Consider the following 21,881-nt stretch of genomic DNA (forward strand, 5'->3'; position numbering starts at 1 on the left):
TAAATTTACAAAATGGGTATCAATAATTATTCCATTTCTGGGTATAATATTAATAACAAACTAGTTATAGCTATTTTGGTTTGAAATAAATAAAACTGATCGATTTTTTACAAATTTCTTTTGGGTAATAATAAAAATGAATATATATTTGCATCCGCTTTGGCAAGCTACCTTAGCTCATCCCGATAGCTATCGGGAGGTAGAGCAAAGTCAAAATCGTCAATTGCTGAGGTACCTTAGCTCAGTTGGTAGAGCAAAGGACTGAAAATCCTTGTGTCCCTGGTTCGATTCCTGGAGGTACCACAAAAAAATCCCGAAACATTTGTTTACGGGATTTTTTGTTTTTTTAGAATGCCGAAGGGTGTATCTCAATTATTATTCATCTCGCAAACTCTCCACCGGATTTCTAGTTGCCGCTTTAATACTTCCCAGAGATTGCCTTTATTTTTAAACTAAAAAAACTTATGAATATCCGAATTACTTTTCACTTAATCTGTTACAAGGTATATATTACCAAATATTGACACGATTTTTCTTTATCTTAACAAAAAAAACAGTCAACTGCACATAGCTCAGCGTTCTACTTAATTTGATAAAAATATGGATATAAAAACCACAATTACAATAACAGCATCGATACTAGCTTTATTAACATCTGTTTTCACTTCATATTTTTCTTGGATAAAAAATAAAGAAATTGAGAAATTGAGATTAAAATTAGAAAGTGAAAAGGAAAAAATCAAATTTCTTTTTCAGTATGAAACAGATAAATTAAGTCAATATTATGTTAGTTTAAAAGATTTTCTCACATTAACCCAAAAAATAAAAGATGAGATACGATTTTTAATAAATTCAAATATGTTTGATAAGGAAAAGAATACACTTTTGAATAATATTCAAGAAAAAATAATTAATCAATATTCAAAAGACATAGTGTTTTTTAAAAAATCAGAGCCCGATATCGCTCATCAAATAAAAAATAACGTTTTGTCAATAATTGAATTATTAAAGCGATCTAATTCGGAATCCATCGAAGTCAAGGAGCTTCTTGATAAAATATCATCAGATCAAAAATCGTTAAGGAAGCAAATGGATAAAGAAATTGATGAAATGCTAAAGTCAATTGAGAACAACAACTATTCATGAAAATTCTTATTTATGCAAGAAATAAAATAAATGTTATTGTACATACAAAATGGTTTGAGAGGTTAAGTAATGAAGTCAAGTCTTCAGTTGATATAGAGATTATTGAAGAATTTTTATTTGATTTTCACCCTGACATTTTTATCACTCATCTTCATACATTTGAGGGACGTCAGTTCAAAAAAATAAGAAATTTAACAGCCCTTATAAGACAAAAAACCCCTAAATGCCTTATAGTTATTACGCTTCACAATGATGCTTTTTGGTATAAGGAATACCAAGATGAATACTTTAATAATTATTCCTATGATTTGATTGGTAATGAATCTCTAACGTATCTAAAATTACATAAAAATTCTAAATCAGTCCATCCTAGTTCTTATTATGAAGAAGCGGTCTATGAATGTATTTTGGAATTAGCTAAAGAAAAAACTAAGTTCAACAATATATAACTTTACTATACACTACTGTAAAGCTATTTAATGAATTTTATCAAACTGCAATTATGACGGATTTGACTAAGTCAGAATCTACTCGGAATAGTCAAAGATCAATCAAAAATAATTCTACAATCTCAAATATGCTCTTGAATACTCACTAGTACACAAATGCATACAGATTCATTTTAGAATTAAAGAATCTCATCAATTATATACGTAAATATACTGGTATTCATACAAGTGTAAAAGTACAAGCTACTGGAGGTACCACAAAAAAATCCCGAAACATTTGTTTACGGGATTTTTTGTTTTTTAGAATGCCGAAGGGTGTATCTCAATTATTATTCATCTCGCAAACTCTCCACCGGATTTCTAGTTGCCGCTTTATAGGTTTGCCAACTTACGGTTAGTAATGCAATAACTAATGTAAACACTCCTGCCAAAGCAAACACCCACCAGCTTAATTCTGTTTTATAAGCAAAATTCTCAAGCCATTTACTCATGGCGTAATAAGCTATGGGGCATGCTATAACAAAAGCTACGACTACCCATTTTATAAAGTCTTTATTAAGCATAAACATAATTTCATTTATTGTTGCTCCATTTACTTTTCGTACACCTACTTCTTTAATACGGCGTTGTGTGTCGTAGAGCGCAACGGTAAACAAGCCTATTCCAGATATCAGTAAGGCAATAGCAGTAAATATTATGTATATGATACTTAAACGTTTTTCTTTTTTATAAAGTAACTCAATTTCATCACTTAAGAAAGAGTACTGAAAAGTCTCTCTTGGGTTAACTTTTTTAAATACATCTTCAACAAATTGCAAGCCTTCTTTCTCTTTATCTTTTTGAAACTGTATATGAAAATCATTTTCCATAAATTCATTATAAAACATGATAAGAGGCTTAGGCTTAACAGACAATCTTTCATAATTAAAATCTTTAACGACCCCTATAATTTCGTAGCCATTTTTTAATAAACCATAAGTCAATACTCTATGCTTAGAGATATCCCTTAAATTCCAAAATCGTTTGGCGGCTTCATTGATAACCACTTTTTTGTTCTTAACCATAGGGTTATCTTTTTCAATATCAAAAAACCGTCCCTCAACGACTTCTATATCATAAATTTTTTCAAAGCCGGGTGTCACGGTGTAGAAGTTTAGTGTTGTAAAATCATTTTCGGTCTCCTTAATTTTGAATTCAATTGCATTCGGATTTAATAACGGGGATCCTTGAGAAAATTTAATAATCTTGGGGTTAGAGGATAATTCATTTTTAATATATTGATACTTAGTTTTCTTTTCCTGTTCTATTTTAGTTTTATTATTTCTATGCTCATCAGGATTATGGAAAGATTCAAAATACATTTTAGATCTAATAATATTTTCACTTGTAAAACCTAAATCTTTGTTTAGCATTAAACGCAACTGGTTTGTTACTACTAAAGAAGATACTAAGAGAAGCATTGTTAATGTAAATTGAAAAATGATGATTAGTTTTTGCCCTATTAATCGATTTTCTATAAAGGATACTTTTTTTAAACTTTTAATTATAGAAGTTCGTATAATTATTATTAATGGATAAATTAATGCTAAGAATAGTATTAAAAATAAAACAACTCCGTTTATAAGAACTACTTTCCACAAAGGAGGGGCAAGTTCAACATTAGTAAAATTATTAAAGGCAGGTATCAAATATTGATAACCCAATGTTATTACAGAAATAGACAAGAGAAGTAACAATAATAATTCAATATTTTTCTTAAAAAAAACATGCCGTTTTTGGGCACCATTTACCATATAAATGGCATTTTTCTTAACACTTGAATGCATATTAACAATTTGTAAGTTTGAAAAGTTAAGTGCAGAGATTATTAGAATAACAAACATTATAACTATAAGAACATAGATGTTTTTTTTATCTCCATAACGAGGAAAAACATCAGCCTTAAAAGGAATATCTTTTTCTAGATAAACATCATCTAAAGCAACAATTGTTATGTCTTTGAATTCAAAAAGAGGCTGACCTTTTCCTATATTTTTAATTTTTCTTTTAAAAATATTGATGTCGGTAGTTTTTTTTACCGATATAAAATCTGTTCCTAGAAACACCCCTTTTTCATGTATCTTTTTTGATCTGAATAAAATAAAATCAAAAGTTAAAGAACTGTTTACAGGTAAGTTAACAACTCCTTTTACTGTATATATCTTTTCTTCCTTGTTAGTACTAATTTTTATAGGTTTACCTAGCGGGTTTTGACCTCCAAATACATTTTTCACAAACTGTTCAGACAGCAAAACGGTATTAGAATCATTAGTTAGTTTTTCACCATCTCCTCCTTTTAATTTGAAATCAAATATTTTAAAGAAATTAACATCTGTAATAATACCTTCTGAAACGAAGTTTGAATTTTTATAAAAAATTGTTGCTTCATTTTTATTAATTTTTTTTACTGAAATAGCTTCTTCAACTTCTGGAAAGTCGCTATAATCAAAATCAAAAAAATAAGATGGGTTCATACCAGACCAATCACTACTAGGAGAGTCTCTTATAATAACTGTGTATATATTATTTTTATGAAAATTGTTCATTGTAAGTTCATTATGAACATAAGAGAACAATAATGAAATGCACAACGCTCCCAAACAAAGAGTTACTAAACTACCTGCAAAAATGACTTTATTACTTCTAAAGTTTCTAAGGGCAAATTTTATATAATGTTTTAGCATGGTTTGTTTGTTTTATAAGCTTTTAAACAAGCTTAAAACATTCTCTGTTTTTTCACTAAATTACTCATCTCTCAACGCCTCTACCGGATTTCTAGTAGCCGCTCTATAACTTTGCCAACTTACAGTTAGTAATGCAATAACTAATGTAAACACACCTGACAAAGCAAATACCCACCAGCTCAAAGTTGTTTTATAAGCGAAATTCTCTAACCATTTACTCATAGTATAATACGCTATAGGGCAAGCAATAACAAAAGCTATAAACACCCATTTTATAAAATCCTTATTGAGCATAAACAGGATTTCATATATAGTAGCACCATTTACTTTTCGAACCCCTATTTCTTTAATGCGTCGTTGCGTATCGTACAAAGCAATAGTAAATAAGCCAATAGCAGAAATTAACAACGCAATAATGGTAAAGGCAATGTAAATAGAACTTAAACGTTTTTCTTTTTTATATAGTTCTGCGATTTCATCACTTAAAAAAGTATATTTAAATATCTGATTTGGGTTTACTTCTTTAAATAATGCTTCAATATACTGAATCCCCTCTTGCATTTTATTCTCATAAAACTTAATAAAATATTCGGCTCCAGAATCTTCAAAATAAACCATCATAAGAGGCTGGGGTTTTGCCGATAAATGCTCATAGTTAAAATCTTTAACCACGCCTATTATTTCATAATCACCCCAACTTCTATTGTTAATAATTGTATTTTCTATGTCATCAATACCCCAATGCTTTTTAGCAGCCTCATTAATTACTATTTTTTTGCTACGTTGTTTATCTACTCCTGCTTCAAAAAAGCGTCCTTCTACTAAATTAAAATGGAACAGATTTTGATGATTTGTTGTAACAACTAGTGAATTGAGCGTTTCAAATTCAAAATCTCCAGTTTTAGGCTTCCAATCTATTGGAAAAACATCAAGAGGAGAGTTCCCTTGAGACAACTCCTTAATACTAGAAAATGAAGCTAATTGATCATTTATATATTTAGGTATCTGCATTGCTTTTTCTCGTTCTTCTAGCCTTCGTTCTTTAGGCCAATTTCGACTTTCAGGGTTAAAAGGTGGCTCGTGAAAAAGTTTAACTTTCAAAATACCTTCATCATTAAAACCAAGATCTTTATCTAACATTAATTTTAATTGATTATTCACTATTATAGCAGAGATTAATAGTAAAAAAGCCATGGCATATTGTAGAACAACTGTAGTTTGTTTTCCTTTTATTTTTTGAGAAATAGAGGTCGTCTTCTTTAAATTATTAATAGTTGAAAAACGATTAATAATAACCATTGGGTATATTAAACCAATTACTGTTATGGTAGAAATAATAATAATATTAATTAAGAATATTTTCCATACTGGTGGGTTTAATGAAACCCCTACAAAACCATTAAACCATGGAAGTAAAATATTATAAAACAGCGAAATAAATAATGAAGACAATATAATTACAACTAAAGTCTCAACCATTTTCTGGCTAATTATATGTCGCTTAAAAGCCCCATTCACTTTAGATATAGCCATATTTTTGAGTACAGCATTAATATTAACTATCTGAAGATTGGAATAATTGAGAATAGACACAAATAATATAACAAACATAATCACGATTAATATATCCATGTTTTTTTTGTTGCCTGAACTAAATAGAGTATGCTTTTTTAAACCGCTCAATTCAGAACTAAAATATAAATCATCAAGGCTTTTTATGGAAGTTATACTTTCGGTTAACTGCGGATAAAAATTTGGAACTTTGTTATTAGATTCCTTTATTTTTTCGCAAAACGTATTTCTATTAAAACCTATTTGACTTTTAAAAAAGGGAGTGCTTGAACGTCCATAACCATAAGTTCTTTTTGTATAAGGAATAATATAATCAAACTTTATAGAGCTATTGGTTGGTATTTTAATTATCCCCTTAACCGTATGTGTACCTTGATACATTCGTGTTTCTATATAAACACTTTGACCAATAGGATTACTATCTCCAAAAAGTTTTTTGCTATAGTTTTTGCTTAAAATGACAGATTCTACATCTTTTAAAATAGTGTTTTTATCACCATATTTAAGTTTAAAATCAAATACCTTGAAAAAACTACTATCAGCAACAATACCTTTAGGTAAATAAATATCTTGCTTATATTTTAGTTTTGTTTCATCTTCTCTATAAAAAATTAAAGATGTTGCACTTTCAACTTCAGGGTATTCTTCGGGTGTAAATCTATATGGATAGCTCCAATCACTCTTAGGAGATTGCTTCATCATTACCATATAAATATCTTGCTCTCTTTCATGAAAATCATCCATAGTAAGTTCGTTATGAACATAAGAGAACAAAAGAGAGATACACAAAGCCCCGAAACAAAGTGTGGCAAGACTTCCTGCAAAAATGATTTTATTGGACCTGAAATTTCTAAATGCAAATTTTATATAATGTTTTAGCATGGTTTTGTTATTTGTTTATCATTACGAAGAACTCTTTTTAAGTGAGATTATAATCTGTTAATTGCACTCATAAGTGTTGCTTAACAGGAATTAGTATTAAACCAGAGCTGGATCCTTTCTAGTTTCAGTCACAATTTTCCCATCAAATAAATTAATAATTCTGTGTGAGTAATTCGCGTCCCTATCCGAGTGCGTTACCATAACTATAGTGGTACCTTCTTGATTAAGTTCGGTGAGTAAATTCATAACTTCTCTACCATTTTTAGAATCTAAATTTCCAGTAGGTTCATCTGCCAATATCAATTTAGGATTGGCTACTACAGCTCGAGCTATGGCAACACGTTGTTGCTGACCTCCTGATAACTGCTGAGGAAAATGTTTTGTTCTATGTCCCATTTTCATACGTTCAAGTACTTCTTTAACCATGCGCTTACGTTCGCTGGCTTTTATTTTCAAGTAAATTAAGGGCAACTCTACATTTTCGTAAACTGTAAGTTCATCTATTAAATTAAAACTCTGAAACACAAACCCAATATTACCTTTACGCTCTTGAGTACGCTTACTTTCTTTTAAGCCACCTACTTCTTTACCGTTAAAAGCATACGTTCCTTCTGATGGGTTATCTAACATCCCTATTATATTTAATAAGGTTGATTTACCACAGCCCGAAGGCCCCATTATAGCTACAAACTCGCCTTTCTTCACATTTAAACCTATATTATTGAGCGCCTTGGTTTCAATCTCTTCTGTTCTGAAAATTTTTGAAAGCTTTTCTGTTTTTATCATTTTTTAAAATATTTAATTGTTAATCTCTCATTTTTTATTGTTGTTAAAAGGAATCGTTTGGTTTCTCCTAAAACAAGTCATAGTTTTCTAGTAATTTATTCGCGTTTCCCCACCTTAAAGAGAATAAACTGATTACTATTTTTTTAATTCTATTCATCTCTCAAACTCTCCACAGGGTTTCTAGTTGCTGCTCTATATGTTTGCCAACTTACAGTTAACAATGCTATTATTAATGTAAAAGCTCCAGCTAAGGCAAACACCCACCAACTTAAACCTGTTTTATATGCAAAATTCTCTAACCATTTACTCATAGCGTAATAAGCTATTGGGCATGCTATTACAAAAGCAATAAACACCCATTTTATAAAGTCCTTATTAAGCATAATCATAATTTCTTTTATAGTCGCTCCATTTACTTTACGGATACCTATTTCTTTGGTTTTACTTTCGGTAATAAAAAGACTTATGGCTATCATACCCAATAAAGAAATAAAGAGAACAATAACCGTAAAGGCTTCTAATAAGTGTTTTAGTTGGAGCTCTTTTTTGTAAATGTCGTTTAGGTCATATTGAAACAATATGTCTTCTATAAACATAGGTTCAACACCTTTTTTTATAAAAAACCCTCTAGTATCTTCATATAGTTGCTGCCTATATCCATCTTGAAAAGACACCACTAAAGAACCATAATACCATCCTGTATAATCTTTATTGTTAATTATTAATGGTTGAATAGGATAATACAAAGGTGTACAATACACATTTTTAATAACGCCTATAATTACAAATTCTTTATAGCCTTCAATTTTAAAAACTTTCCCAATAGGTTTTTTTAAATTTGCTTTACGTACAAACTCTTCATTAACCAATATTTCAGATAAGCTTTTGCTTTCTTGTTTAATCTTATCTGATTTATCAGTAACTTGTTTCTCAGGGAAATTTCTGCCATAAAGTAACTTTATCCCATTAACTTTTAAAAAATTATAGTCGCCCTCTTTAAGAATGACATCAACATCCTTATTGGTTTCTACATTTGTTATAGCGTTTAAATTAAATGTTGGAGAAAAGAGTAACTGAGAGTATGATGTTGATTTAACATAGCTTTTAGTTTCTAAAAAACTTTTTAAATCTGTATAATTTCTTGTTGATAGGCTTACAACATTTTGAGGGTTATACCCCAAATCTTTATTTTGTATATAATCAACTTGTTTTCCCACAAACAAAATACAAATGATCAATCCAATAAATAATAACAATTGAAAGCCAATCATTAATTTTTTAGAAATCCAAGAGTTTTGCCTTTTGGTTCTCGGTTTTTCAATAATTATTGATTTATATGAGAAGACAAACTCTAAACTTCCTATAATTAAGCCTAACAATAGTATGATTCCAAAATATATAACCAAAAGTATACCATCACTTGCTATGGATAAATGATAGTTAAACCCGATAATATTTGAAATAAATCTACCCATTAGAGGGTATGTTATTAATGTTAGCACAAAACAAATACTAGTGTTTAATAAAGATTCAATAACCAATTGCGTATAAATACCAACTTTTGACGCACCTAAATACCGCCTTGTTTTAAACTCTTTGACGCGACTCACATTAAGTCCCAAATTCATGATAATATAATTAGTTATCGCTAGAAATAAGGTTAGCATACCAACTAAAAGAATAATACGCAAGAACTGTAAATCCCCTTTGCGCTTTTGGTGAACTATATCTGTTGAATTAAAATAAATAGTATCTAATCGTTGAAGATATAATTCAAAATAAGGCTCTTTGATTGTTTGATTTACAAACGCCCTATTAGCTCTAATTTTAACTTCAGAAAACATAAGTTTGGTTGCCTTTTCAGAAAACAGTTTAGTGTTTTGTGTTTTTGGCATGTATAAATACAAATGGGTCGACCCACCTGTTCCAAGCCATTTCATATCAATAGAAACGGCTTTCTGATAGCTTTCTATGTTTATAAAATAATCTCCTTGAATTGTTGAGTTTTCAGGAATTTTATTGAGCACACCAATAACTTCATATTTATCTTTATTTTCTTTATAATCTTCAGAAAAAGTTAAAACTTCACCTATAGGCTCTTTTTCTCCAAAAAGGATTTTTGCAGCTTTTTCAGATATAATTACCCCATTCGAATTTTCTTTAAATTGGGCAACACTCCCCTTTTTTAAACTAAAGCCAAAGAGCTCAAAAAAAGAGGCATCTATATATGAAATATCATTTTTATCATTTTTATCGTTTGCTTTTACTATAATTTCATTTCTTGTTGTAATACGGGTGTAACTCTCTACTTCCGGAAATTTTTCTTTTAATAATTCCCCAAAAGGAAGAGGGGTATCTGCAACTGGAAAATTAGAATTAAGACTTTTTTGAACAACCCTATAAATTTCTTTCTTCTTGCTGTGAAACCCATCTACACTCAATTCCTTAAAAACAAAATGATAAATATGAAAAGAAGCAATAATAGCAATACTCATTCCTAAAATAGAAATAATATAGATTTTATAGTTTCTACTAATTCTACGGATATATTCTTTTAATATTTTAAAAATCATATATATTTTGTTCTATTAAAATTGGTTATTTTAAAATTAACTTATCACTCTCCCCAAAAGCATCATAACCCGATATTATAACTTGCTCTCCTGTCTCCAACCCTTCCAAAACTTCATAATGTTTTGGGTTTTGTTTTCCAATTTTAACCGAGCGTTTTAAAGCAAACGATCCCGATGCATCAATTACATAAACCCATTGTCCTCCCGTACTTTGAAAAAAGGCACCACGAGTTAATAACAAAGCTTCGGTCGGTGTCCCTAACTGTAATTTTATATAATAGTTTTGTCCTGTTCTAATATTATTAGGTTGATCTCCAGAAAACACCATATCAATTTTAAATTTACCTTCCCTAACTTCTGGATACACCTTTTTTAAGGTAACACCATAGGAAGTATCACCACGTTCAAAAGTACCGGTCAATCCTTTTTTTATACGGTCTATATAGTGCTCGTCGACCGTAGATTCTATTTTAAAATCAGTTAATACGTTTATTTGAGCAATGCTTTGCCCACGTCCAATTTGTTTTCCTAATTCGGCATCCAACAGCCCTAATTGTCCATCAATAGGTGCTTTTACATTTAAGTTCTCAATACGCTCGTATTCCATACTCAAGGTTTGTTTCATACGTGCCAAATCTTTTACCAATTCTTTTATACTAGTAGTATTTAATAATGAATCTTGCTTTGTCTGAAACTTATTTACTTCATGGTTTTTTTGAGCCAGTTCATAACCTTCCTCGGCTTGTAAAAATTCTTCACCAGCGATTAATTCGTCTTTGTATAATGCTTGATATTGCTCAAACTTTCGTTTTGCTTTTTTTAACTGATATTGAGATTCCAACAAGCTTTTTTGTCCTCCAATACGTTTAGATTCAAAATTAATTTGGGTTTGTCTTAAATCATTTTGCTTTATGGCTAAATTGGTTTCGCTATTTAAAATTTGACCATATAATTCTCTGTTTTCAAGTTTTAAAATTATATCTCCCTTTTTCACCATACTGCCTTCTTCAATTAAAATTTCTAGTACACGGCCTCCTTCGTAAGCATCTAAATACACGGTGCTTATTGGTTTTACCAAACCACTTATACTTATATAATCATTAAACTTATCATTAATTGTAGTAGAAATAGTCAGCTTGTCTTTTTCCACATTTAATGTAGCACCCGAATCGCTAAAAGCAAGATAACCTATAAAATAAAGAAATAGTAATATCGCACTTACTATGGCTATATGTTTTGGTTTAATACCTTTTTTCTTTTCTATTTTGGTATCCATAGTTCTTAATTTGATATTGTTTGGGTAGGTAATAAAAACTTACCATTGTAAAAATCTAATGTTCGTTTTTGAATAGCTATTTGAGCCATGAGCCTTACTTGTTCAATTTTCGTTACTAAATATGTATTACTTACCGATTGAAGTTCATATAAATTTATCAACTGATTTTCATATTTTTTTTTGGCAATATCATAAGCTTTTTCTTTAGCCTTTACTTTTTTTAAATTAAGTTGCTCTTCTGCTATAAGAGCTTCATTTTTTTGTAATAATTCCTGAACAATTTTATAAGTACTTTGCTGTTCTATTTTTAACTCCGTTTGTGCTTTTTCTAATTCTATTTTGGCAATCTTTATATTACTTCGTGCTCTACCATTGCCAAAAATGGGATAGCTAAGAGATAACCCAACAGATTTGGATTGATTGTTTTTTATTTGCTCATTAAACGGAATAATATTCCCAGAGGCATCTGTAAAATTATCCGAATAACTTGTGTTTATACTAGCTCCTAAATAAATACTAGGTAATAACGCTGTTTTTTTTATGGCCAAATCTTTTTTTGCTATTTCTACATTGATCTTATTTTTTTGAAGGCTGGGCAAGACCCCCAGCGCTGTATTATACATAGATTCGATATAAAGCGGCTCTATATCATCTAAAGGTATTGTCATGTTTATATCCTGTACAATAGTAATGTCCTGCTCCTCTAAATTCATTTCTTGTGTGAGAGCCAATTTAGCTGCTTTAAGTGCATTTTCTGCTTTTAATACCTCTAAAGCATCTGCACTAGTAGTGGCCTCTATCTCATATAGATCGGCTTTGGCAACTAAACTCAAAGCTACTTTTTTTGCGATCTCATTTTTGCGTAATAAATTAGTAGCTTGTTGTTCTTTGATTATTTCCAAAGCACCTTCTTGAAATAATACGCTATTAAACAAATCCATAATTTTAAAGGCTAAATCGTATTCTGCCTGCTGGGTATCAAATTGACTGGATTCATATATCAATCTTTGGTAAGATAAGGTATGCCATTTTTTAAAAGACTCAAATAGTGTTAGCGAAGATGATAATCCGCCACTTAAACCAGATACAAAACGTGTATCTACAAAACTATTAGTAACAGGATCTAAAGTTCGCCCATATCTCACATTGTAACTAGGGTATGAAACACCAATTGTTGGTAGCATATCACGCTTACTTTGCCGCCAGCGCTCTTTACTTATTTTGGCATTATAATTTTGTGTTTCTTGTGCAAGATTATGTTCTAAGGCATACACTATACAATCATTTAATGTCCATGTACTTTGAGAAATTCCACTAAACGGAATTAGTAGCAAAACAAAAAGCCCTATTATTTTTTGACACATGCTTTAAATTATTTTCATGTTTTATACACCAACGGCATGCCACAAACCTAAAACTATTGACAAACAGATACTTAAACATATTTTGCCTGTGACAAAATCATATATAAGTGTAAAATTAATAGACAAAAAGTGTAAAATATTTTTACACTTTTTAATAATCAAGGTTACTAATGCTTAATTTTGAGTTGCAATTTTATACAAATGAATCAGGGGAAAATACTTGTTATAGACGACAAAAAAAGTGTATTAAGTGCCTTAGAGCTGTTATTACAGTCTGAATATAAAACTTTAACAACATTAGCAAATCCTAATGGCATTACTTCAATTTCAGATTTAAAAACTTATAACGTTATATTATTAGACATGAATTTCTCGGCTGGTGTAAATACAGGAAACGAAGGCTTTTTTTGGTTAAAACGCATTAAAAAACTAGCTCCCGACACATCTATTATTATGATGACAGCATATGGTGATGTAGAATTAGCTGTTCGTGCCTTAAAAGAAGGAGCAACAGATTTCATATTAAAACCTTGGGAAAACAATAAACTTTTAAGCACCGTTCGGGCCGCATATCAATTACAGCAATCTAGAAAAGAAGTTAGTCATTTAAAACAAAAAACCAAACATTTAAAGCAGCTAATCAATAAAAGTAAAACTCCTATTATTGGAAATTCTAAAGCTATAAATCAGGTATTAAAAATCACCCGAAAAGTTGCTAAAACTAAAGCCAATATTTTAATAACAGGTGAAAATGGCACAGGAAAAGAGCTTATCGCTCAAGCTATTCATAATGGTTCGTCAAGAAAAGACGAAGTCTTGGTGGCTGTAGACATGGGTGCCATTACAGAAAGCCTTTTTGCAAGTGAACTTTTTGGGCATACTAAAGGTGCTTTTACAGATGCACATGGTGACCGAGCAGGAAAGTTTGAAACTGCTAATGGTGGTACACTTTTTCTCGACGAAATTGGCAACCTTAGCTTGGCTTTACAGGCAAAATTATTAGCTGTTTTACAGAACAGAGTCGTTTTTAGAGTGGGTTCTAATACCCCTATTCCTGTAGACATTAGATTGGTTTGCGCTACTAATTGTAATTTAGAACAAATGGTTGAAGAAGGACTTTTTAGAGAAGATTTGTTGTATAGAATTAATACGATACAAATTGAAGTTCCCCCATTACGATCTCGAGATGATGATATTTTCTTACTCGCTGAGTATTTTTTGAATAGTTATGCTAATAAATATGGGAAATCTGGATTAAAGCTTAATGCTTCTGCTAAAAAGAAATTACAAAATCATCAATGGCCAGGAAATATTAGAGAACTACAACATACTATAGAACGAGGTGTAATATTAAGTGAACACAATATCCTTACTTCAAACGATTTTGTTTTTAAAAAACAGGCTTTTTCTGTTACTCAAGAAATGAACATCACATTAGACGATATGGAAAAAACCATGATTGAAAATGCATTAATAAAACACGAACAAAATTTTAGTGCGGCAGCCCATCAATTAGGTATTACCAGGCAAACTTTATATAATAAAATAAAACGATACGGTATTTAATTATGGCAAGTAAACATATATATTATAAAATAATTATTAGAGTATTGTTTATTACGTTTACTGCTTTCACATTAGCCTATTTTAGCATTAATAAACATCTTGATTATAGTATTTATGTTGGTATTATTTTATGTTTTCAAGTTGTTGGCTTAATTAAATTTTTAAATAAAACTAACCGTAAAATTGCATTCTTTTTTGAAGCTATGGAGAATGATGATTCTGCGATTCATTTCCCTACTCATATTAAAGATAAATCGATAAAAGATCTACATAAAAGTTTAAATAGGGTTAACTTTTTAATTCAGAAAATAAAGATAAAAAACAAACAACAGGAACAATATTATCACTCAATTTTAGAACAAGCTGCGGTAGGTTTACTCACTTTAAATGAAAAGGGACATATTCTATTAGCCAATAAAACTGCAAAAACATTGCTGAATTATGAGCAACTAACGCATGTAGAGCAATTAAAACGCGTGGATGAAAAGCTATTTACTCTAATATCTCAGTTAAAACCTTTCGACCAAAAACTTACGGCTATAACTAACGAGCGCGAAACCATACAACTAACCATACGGTCTAAACCTATAACGGTTGATAACGACAATTTAATTTTAATAATAATTCAAAATATTAATAGTGAATTAAATGAAAAAGAAACAGATGCTTGGATAAAACTTTTTAGAGTGTTAACACATGAGATTATGAATTCCATTGCGCCTATAACCTCATTATCTGAAACATTATCTACGATTTACAAAAAGGATAATAAGGTGATACTGCCTTCGGAATTAAACGAAAATGACATTAAAAAAACCATTAAAGGACTAGATATTATTAAAGATCAAGGTCAAGATTTAACCAATTTTGTGGAGTCGTACAGGTCGCTTACTAAAATCCCCAAGCCTGAAAAAGAGATCATCCTTGTTGAAACATTGTTTAATAAAATACGCATTCTGTCTAGTCAAGAAGAAGGGTTTCAAGAGATCAAGTTTGAAGTCTCTATAAAGCCTAATAATTTAGAAATTTACGCTGATGAAAAACAGATTATTCAAGTTTTATTTAATTTAGTTAAAAACGCCATTCAGTCTATAAATAAAACTAGCAATCAAGGAGTTATTCAGTTAAAAGCTGAAAAAGATGAATACAGTAATATTATAGTGAGTGTTATAGATAACGGACTTGGTATTCCTTTAGAAACTCAAGACCAAATATTTATTCCATTTTTCACAACAAAAGAAGGAGGTACTGGTATTGGGCTTAGTCTTTCTAAACATATTATGAAGCTTCATGGAGGTAGTTTAAACGTTACATCAATCCCAAATAGTATAACAACTTTCAGTTTAAAACTTTAAATACACACTCAGGTATGCTGGACAACACAGAAGTATATTATACTAAGCTACCGGAGGTCCCACTTTTTAAAACCAAAAACCCCTGATAATCAAAAGATAATCAAAGGCTTTGGTTTACTACTTTTATATTAGTTAATTAGGTTCTTACTTAAAATTCATCTAATCCGTTAATCATCTGTATTGATTATTTAGGACTCATCACATTCTTATAATTTATTTAACTGGTCGAAAGTCATTTGATACAAATTTATAAGACTCATATTTGGATTCTGTTGTTGAGTTTCTAATAAATTTTCAAGTAACAATTCTCTTTTTCCCAGCTTATGAGCTTCATATAAAATATCTTCAATAGTACTCATATCTGATTTTCTATTTTGTGAATTACTTTTAATGTTTTTAGAATAGAGTCTGGCGTTACCGATATCGTATCAATACCTTCATTCACCAAGAATTCTGAAAAATCCGGAAAGTCTGAAGGACCTTGACCACAAATACCAACTTTTGTTTTGTGACGTTTTGCAGTCGATATCAACATTTTAATCATGCTTTTAACTGCTTCATTTCGTTCGTCATACAAATGCGCCACTAAACTAGAATCTCTGTCTAAACCAAGGCATAATTGGGTTAAATCATTTGATCCTATTGAGAACCCATCAACCAATGGAGCAAATTGATCTGCAAGAAGCACATTGGAAGGAAGCTCTGCCATAAGATATATTTCTAAACCACGATCACCTCTTTTTAACCCATTTTCTTCCATAATAGCCAATACTTTTTTGAGCTCTTCTGGAGTTCTACAAAACGGAATCATAATGGTTGTATTTTCCAAACCATACTCGTCTCTTACCATTTTAAGAGCTTTGCATTCTAAAATAAAAGCTTCTTTAAAGGATTCTGAATAATATCTAGAAGCCCCACGCCAACCAATCATAGGGTTTTCTTCCTTAGGCTCAAAGTGATTACCCCCCAATAGATTAAAATACTCGTTCGATTTAAAATCGGATAATCTCGTAATTACTCTATTTGGATAAAAAGATGCCGCAATTTTAGCAATTCCTTGTGCCAGTTTATTAATAAAAAAGGCTTCTTCTGTTTCATAGCCTTTTATCAGTTCGGCAATAGAATTAGATAAAGCAAGGTCGTTTAGCTCTTTGTGTTTCAACAAAGCTAAAGGGTGTACCTTTATATAATTATTAATAATAAACTCTTCTCTAGCCAACCCAACACCTGCATTTGGAATTTTTCGGTATTGAAAAGCCAGTTCTGGCGACCCAATATTCATCATAATAGGCGTTTTGGTCTTGGGAAATTCTGAATAGGCTGTCTCGTGTAATTTATACTTTATTTTACCTTTATATATTTTACCAATATTTCCTTCTGCACAAGACACCGATATTTCCTGATTGTTTTCTAATAGCGTTGTAGCATTGGTAGCTCCTACTATAGCTGGAACACCAATTTCTCTAGCTACTATAGCTGCATGACAGGTTCTACCGCCTTTTTCTGTAATAATCGCAGATGCTTTTTTCATTAAAGGTTCCCAATCCGGATCTGTCATTTCCGTTACTAAAACATCACCTGCTTTAAAATCTGTTTCGTCTGCACTACCATCTCTACCATCTAACGTTAATATTTTATGAACACTCCCACTACCAATCTTATCACCTACTGCAACACCTTCTAAAATCAATTTGTCTTTTAACTGATTTATGTCTTCAATTTGGTATTCTTTAATGTTTTCAGTTTGTTCTTGAGAATGGATGGTTTCTGGTCTTGCTTGTACAATGAATAGTTCATTTGATAAACCATCAATGGCCCATTCTATATCCATAGGACACCAAACACCTCTAATTTTACTATAATAATCTTCAATTTTCTGAACCCATTGTGCTAATTGCTTTATTTGGGAGTCATTTAAACAAAAGGTTCCTTGCATTTTTTTGCTTACTGGAACTGTTTTAACTGTTTCAAATGGTTTATTTCCATAAACCATTTTATGTGATTTATTACCCAGCTTCTTATCTATAATAGCGTTGTATCCTTTCTTTAGCGTTGGTTTAAATACTAGAAATTCATCAGGAGAAATTTCTCCACCAACAACCAATTCGCCCAATCCGTAGGCACCATTAATTAGTACGACATCTTTAAACCCACTTTCTGTATCTAAAGAAAATGCAACTCCGGAAGCTCCTATGTCTGAACGCACCATTTTTTGTACACAAACCGATAATTTTACTGTAAAATGATCGAATCCTCTTGATGAGCGGTACGAAATAGCTCTATCTGTATATAATGAAGCAAAACAACTTCTAATAGCTGTAAGTAGCATTTCTCCTCCGCGAATATTAAGATACGTTGATTGCTGTCCCGCGAAAGAAGCATCCGGTAAATCTTCGGCTGTTGCCGAAGATCGTACAGCAATATCTGTAGCTTCTTGATTATAATCTTCAGACAACTCATAGTAAGATTTTAAAATAGCCTTTTCTACAGTAACCGGAAATTTTCCGTTTGATATTAATTTCCGAATTTGAGAACCTGCTTTACGTAGTTGAATAATGTCTGATGAATCTAAACCTTCTAATGTTTTGTTAATCTTATCTTTTAAACGATTTTCTTCTATAAAAGCATCGAAAGCATCTACGTTTACAGCAAACCCATTAGGAACTTTAATATTTTGCTGCGTTAAATTTTGAATCATTTCACCTAATGAGGCATTCTTACCTCCTACTTTAGGTAAATCGTGTATACCAATTTCATTTAATTTTTGAATGAATTGCTTTTCTGTTTTCATGGTTATAAATTGAGAAAATTATTTTTACGAAAACGTTTTCGTAACTTGTTAAAAAAATATTTCAAGATGCAAAATTTCAATATTAATTGAATGTATTCAACCTAAATTTTCACATAAAACGATACTATTTTTGCCCATTAGTATTAATATCCTTAATCTTTAGTAAAAAAAGCATTATTAACAAACATGCAAATAGTAAAATATTAAGATTAAAAAAGGAATATTTTATCGGATTTTATATGTGGAATTAAAAACACTTGTAGATTGTATAATTTAAAGTGTATTTCTTAAAAAAAGTTGGAGGTGCCATAAAGTTTATTCAAACTTTAATCAAACCTTCGTATGTTGAAATGGCTAGTGCGTCTAGATTTGATTGTAATTTTAAAACTAAAGACATCATATTCGCTATCACACCCAATAAGCTTCGAATTTGCCAAGAATGGTAAGCTTTTAAATGATGACACTCCACAAAAAGTAAAACCAACTAATCTCAGGACATCCTTTTCGATTAAAACATCAAACTCACCGAAGTTCCTTTATGCTCTATACTTTTAATTTGAATGTTACCTTTGTGCAACAACATAATTTGTTTACATAAACTCAACCCAATACCGCTTCCTGTTTTTTTAGTAGTAAAAAAAGGCACAAAAATATTGTCGATAATTTCATCGGGAATACCTTTTCCATTGTCTGTTATTTTTAAAACGGTCTGTCCTCCAATTGTTTTTTTTGCTTGTATAATAATCTTCGGATTTTTAACTCCTTTACAAGCTTCAACCGCATTCAAAATTAAATTAATAAGTACCTGTTCTATTAAATACGTATCTATTTCAATTTCTAAAGTAGTATTTTCAGATTCAAATATAAGATCGGTATCCTTCTCTTTAAAAGAGGGCAGCATTAATGTTTTAATATTATCAAACAATTCTCCTACTAAGATTTTACTTAAGTTAAGTGTGGTGACTTTATTTAAGCTTCGGTAGGTTTTGGCAAACTTTAATAAACCTTCACTTCTTTTTTTTATGCTCTCAATACCAATATCTAGATCGTTCATGTCCAAAGGGTAATTATCTGAATCCTGAATAGACAGCCCTACTTTAGATTGTAAGGTCTCTGCTAATGATGAAATTGGCGCAATGGAATTCATGATTTCATGTGTCATAACACTCAACAATTTTCGCCATGCTTCCGATTCGTTCCTGTTTAATGTATCTTCAATATTTTGTAAAACGATTAATTTATAATTGATATTTTCGATTAAAAAAACTGAGCTTGAAATTAATATTTTTACTTTTTCATTGTCAATATTAATAGTAATATCATCACCTTTTGCATAATTGTTTTCAAAAATAATTTTATACAGGTCAGGTTTTCTGTCTTTTATAAAATGAATGGTCTTTAAAGACGGCACATTCAATATGTTCTTAAAAGCATCATTACCCCACAAAACCTCACCGGATTCTATATTATAAGCTATAATGCCTGTATCAACTAATTCTAGTATTTTTTGGAGGTATAAATGCTGAGCTTCTTTTTCATAATTAATGGCATTAATGGTTTTATTTACTTCGTTAAACCCTTTATGAAGCGTTCTTATGTCTTGTGAGCCAGAAGTTTCATTAAACCATCTAGAAAAATCTCTATACTTTACAGATTCAAAAAAATCATCCATTTCTGCAAACCGTTTCATGATGAAACGATATAAATTCAAAAAAGAAAAAACAGCAATAATGGCCATAAGTAATGTAATAATTATAGCAATTGATAGATTTGTATTAAAGTCTAATTTGCTAACTGTAAAGGCCAAACCTAGCAGTAAAAAAAACAAAACCATCACTCTTATAGAAAGAGCCCATTTATACTTACTATAAGCCATATTTGTTTAACCTTCTATAGAGCGCTGTTCTTGTAATCCCTAATTCTTTTGCAGATTTAGAGATATTGCTATTATTTTTTTCAATGACTTTTAAGATGGTATTCTTCTCAACAGTCTCTAAGTTAAGACCGCTTTCTTCAGTTCTAATTTGCTTTTTTTCAATGGGCGAAAAAACCAAATCCTCATCAGTTAAAGTATTTTCGTCAGCCATAATAATAGCCCTTTCTAAAGCATATTGCAGCTCGCGAACATTGCCTGGGAAATAATAACTTTTTAATTTTTTCATAAAACTATCTTCTAATTTAAAAGCTGATTTTAGATACTTTTCGGCATACATTTCAATAAAATGATTTGCTAATAATAAAATATCGTTATCTCGAGATCTTAATGGTGGCATTATAATTTCCACAGTGTTAATTCTATAAATAAGGTCTTTTCTAAACTTAGTCTCGTTTGCTAAAAGAGCAATATCTAAATTGGTAGCACAAATAAGCCTTATATTTAAAGGAATCGGCTGGTTTGACCCAAGCGGCGTTACCTGCCTGTTTTGAAGTATTGTTAAAAGTCGGGCTTGTTGTTGTAAACTTATATTTCCAATCTCATCTAGAAACAAAGTACCGCCCTCGGCAGCTTCAAAACGCCCTTTTCTATCTTCTTTCGCATCGGTAAACGCCCCCTTTTTATAACCAAATAATTCACTTTCAAACAAGGTTTCGGTTAGTGCACCAACATCTACTTTAATAAATGGTTTGTTCTTCCGTAAAGAATTATCATGTATGGCTTTCGCTACCAAATCTTTTCCTGTACCGTTTTCTCCAAGAATTAAAATATTAGCCTCTGTTGGTGCAATCTTTTTAATCTTTAAAAACACCTCTTGCATCACGCTGCTTTCTCCTAATATCTCGCTTCCAAAAATTCCTGTATTTTCCGTTTTATTTTTACCAGATACTTTTTTACTAAGAATCTCAGTTATGGATTGAATCAGTTTTTCATTCTTCCAGGGTTTTACTAAAAAGTCTAAAGCACCTTCCTTTAACGATTTTATGGCCAAGTCTAATTCGCCATAAGCAGTAATTAAAATCACCCCTACTTCTTTATCAATCTCCTTAATTTTATTAAGCCAATAAATCCCTTCATTACCAGTATTTACCAAGCCGTTAAAATTCATATCTAACACTACAATATCAAACTTATGTCTTCTTATTAAATCACTAATATTATTCGGATTTTTCTCCACAACAACCTGTTTTACTCTAGATTTTAGTAAAAGGCGTATGGCAGTCAACACGTCTGCATCATCATCTACAACTAATATGTTTGCGTTCTTTAACAACATTATTACAATATTACAATTTTATTAGCCTTTTTATGAATTAGAACTCTAGAAATTAACGGTTAACATAAAAGTGTTTTAATACCGTACACGAGTGTATCAAAAACGCACACATGCTTAACTCTTACAAATACAAAACATCTGAAATACAGTAATTTACACATTTGGCACAGTTATAACAACAAATAA

Annotated in this window: 14 protein-coding genes and 1 tRNA gene; 5 read left to right on the forward strand and 10 right to left on the reverse strand. The window is 30.7% G+C overall.

Annotation, left to right across the window (positions count from 1 at the left end; translation table 11 throughout):
• Positions 1-230 precede the first annotated feature (230 nt).
• From Q4Q35_RS13535 to Q4Q35_RS13545, 3 genes are all read left to right on the forward strand, one after another.
• A tRNA-Phe gene (locus Q4Q35_RS13535) sits at positions 231-303 on the forward strand.
• 297 nt (positions 304-600) lie between these two features.
• The gene (locus Q4Q35_RS13540) at positions 601-1,146 is read left to right on the forward strand and encodes a hypothetical protein (protein ID WP_303278522.1); all 546 of its coding nucleotides are present in this window, start codon (positions 601-603) and stop codon (positions 1,144-1,146) included.
• Positions 1,143-1,595, forward strand: coding sequence for a hypothetical protein (locus Q4Q35_RS13545; RefSeq protein ID WP_303278523.1), 453 nt, complete (start codon positions 1,143-1,145; stop codon positions 1,593-1,595). The genes Q4Q35_RS13540 and Q4Q35_RS13545 overlap by 4 nt, the downstream gene beginning before the upstream one ends.
• A 329-nt stretch (positions 1,596-1,924) precedes the next feature.
• Here Q4Q35_RS13545 and Q4Q35_RS13550 read toward each other — a convergent pair whose 3' ends face one another.
• The 6 genes from Q4Q35_RS13550 to Q4Q35_RS13575 all read right to left on the reverse strand — a co-directional run bounded on the left by Q4Q35_RS13550 (position 1,925) and on the right by Q4Q35_RS13575 (position 12,771).
• Positions 1,925-4,318, reverse strand: a complete 2,394-nt coding sequence (locus Q4Q35_RS13550) for an ABC transporter permease (protein ID WP_303278524.1) — start codon at positions 4,316-4,318, stop codon at positions 1,925-1,927.
• Positions 4,319-4,378: 60 nt separating this feature from the next.
• The gene (locus Q4Q35_RS13555) at positions 4,379-6,772 is read right to left on the reverse strand and encodes an ABC transporter permease (RefSeq protein WP_303278525.1); all 2,394 of its coding nucleotides are present in this window, start codon (positions 6,770-6,772) and stop codon (positions 4,379-4,381) included.
• Between the two features lie 96 nt (positions 6,773-6,868).
• Positions 6,869-7,558 (reverse strand): ABC transporter ATP-binding protein, encoded by a 690-nt coding sequence (locus Q4Q35_RS13560; RefSeq protein WP_303278526.1) that lies wholly within the window; start codon positions 7,556-7,558, stop codon positions 6,869-6,871.
• A 149-nt stretch (positions 7,559-7,707) separates the two neighbouring features.
• Positions 7,708-10,131, reverse strand: coding sequence for an ABC transporter permease (locus Q4Q35_RS13565; protein ID WP_303278527.1), 2,424 nt, complete (start codon positions 10,129-10,131; stop codon positions 7,708-7,710).
• A 25-nt stretch (positions 10,132-10,156) separates the two neighbouring features.
• Positions 10,157-11,407 (reverse strand): efflux RND transporter periplasmic adaptor subunit, encoded by a 1,251-nt coding sequence (locus Q4Q35_RS13570; RefSeq protein WP_303278528.1) that lies wholly within the window; start codon positions 11,405-11,407, stop codon positions 10,157-10,159.
• Between the two features lie 5 nt (positions 11,408-11,412).
• Positions 11,413-12,771, reverse strand: a complete 1,359-nt coding sequence (locus Q4Q35_RS13575; protein WP_303278529.1) for a TolC family protein — start codon at positions 12,769-12,771, stop codon at positions 11,413-11,415.
• Between the two features lie 201 nt (positions 12,772-12,972).
• Here Q4Q35_RS13575 and Q4Q35_RS13580 point away from each other — a divergent pair, with 201 nt between their 5' ends.
• Positions 12,973-14,337: a sigma-54-dependent transcriptional regulator gene (locus tag Q4Q35_RS13580; protein WP_303278530.1), complete on the forward strand. Its 1,365-nt coding sequence runs from the start codon at positions 12,973-12,975 to the stop codon at positions 14,335-14,337.
• 2 nt (positions 14,338-14,339) lie between these two features.
• Positions 14,340-15,692 carry a sensor histidine kinase gene (locus tag Q4Q35_RS13585; RefSeq protein WP_303278531.1) on the forward strand — a complete coding sequence of 451 codons (1,353 nt, stop codon included), beginning with the start codon at positions 14,340-14,342 and terminating at the stop codon, positions 15,690-15,692.
• A 206-nt stretch (positions 15,693-15,898) separates the two neighbouring features.
• Here the strand turns inward: Q4Q35_RS13585 and Q4Q35_RS13590 are convergent, their stop codons facing one another.
• The 4 genes from Q4Q35_RS13590 to Q4Q35_RS13605 all read right to left on the reverse strand — a co-directional run bounded on the left by Q4Q35_RS13590 (position 15,899) and on the right by Q4Q35_RS13605 (position 21,695).
• Positions 15,899-16,051, reverse strand: coding sequence for a hypothetical protein (locus Q4Q35_RS13590; protein WP_303278532.1), 153 nt, complete (start codon positions 16,049-16,051; stop codon positions 15,899-15,901).
• Positions 16,048-18,483, reverse strand: coding sequence for a phosphoenolpyruvate synthase (gene ppsA / locus Q4Q35_RS13595; protein WP_303278533.1), 2,436 nt, complete (start codon positions 18,481-18,483; stop codon positions 16,048-16,050). The genes Q4Q35_RS13590 and ppsA overlap by 4 nt, the downstream gene beginning before the upstream one ends.
• A gap of 508 nt (positions 18,484-18,991) precedes the next feature.
• Positions 18,992-20,359, reverse strand: a complete 1,368-nt coding sequence (locus Q4Q35_RS13600; protein ID WP_303278534.1) for a sensor histidine kinase — start codon at positions 20,357-20,359, stop codon at positions 18,992-18,994.
• Entirely contained in the window at positions 20,349-21,695 is a 1,347-nt protein-coding gene (locus tag Q4Q35_RS13605; protein ID WP_303278535.1) for a sigma-54-dependent transcriptional regulator, read from the reverse strand. The genes Q4Q35_RS13600 and Q4Q35_RS13605 overlap by 11 nt, the downstream gene beginning before the upstream one ends.
• Positions 21,696-21,881 lie beyond the last annotated feature (186 nt).

Origin of the sequence: Flavivirga aquimarina, from assembly GCF_030540835.1 — a bacterium.
Classification (GTDB): domain Bacteria; phylum Bacteroidota; class Bacteroidia; order Flavobacteriales; family Flavobacteriaceae; genus Flavivirga; species Flavivirga aquimarina.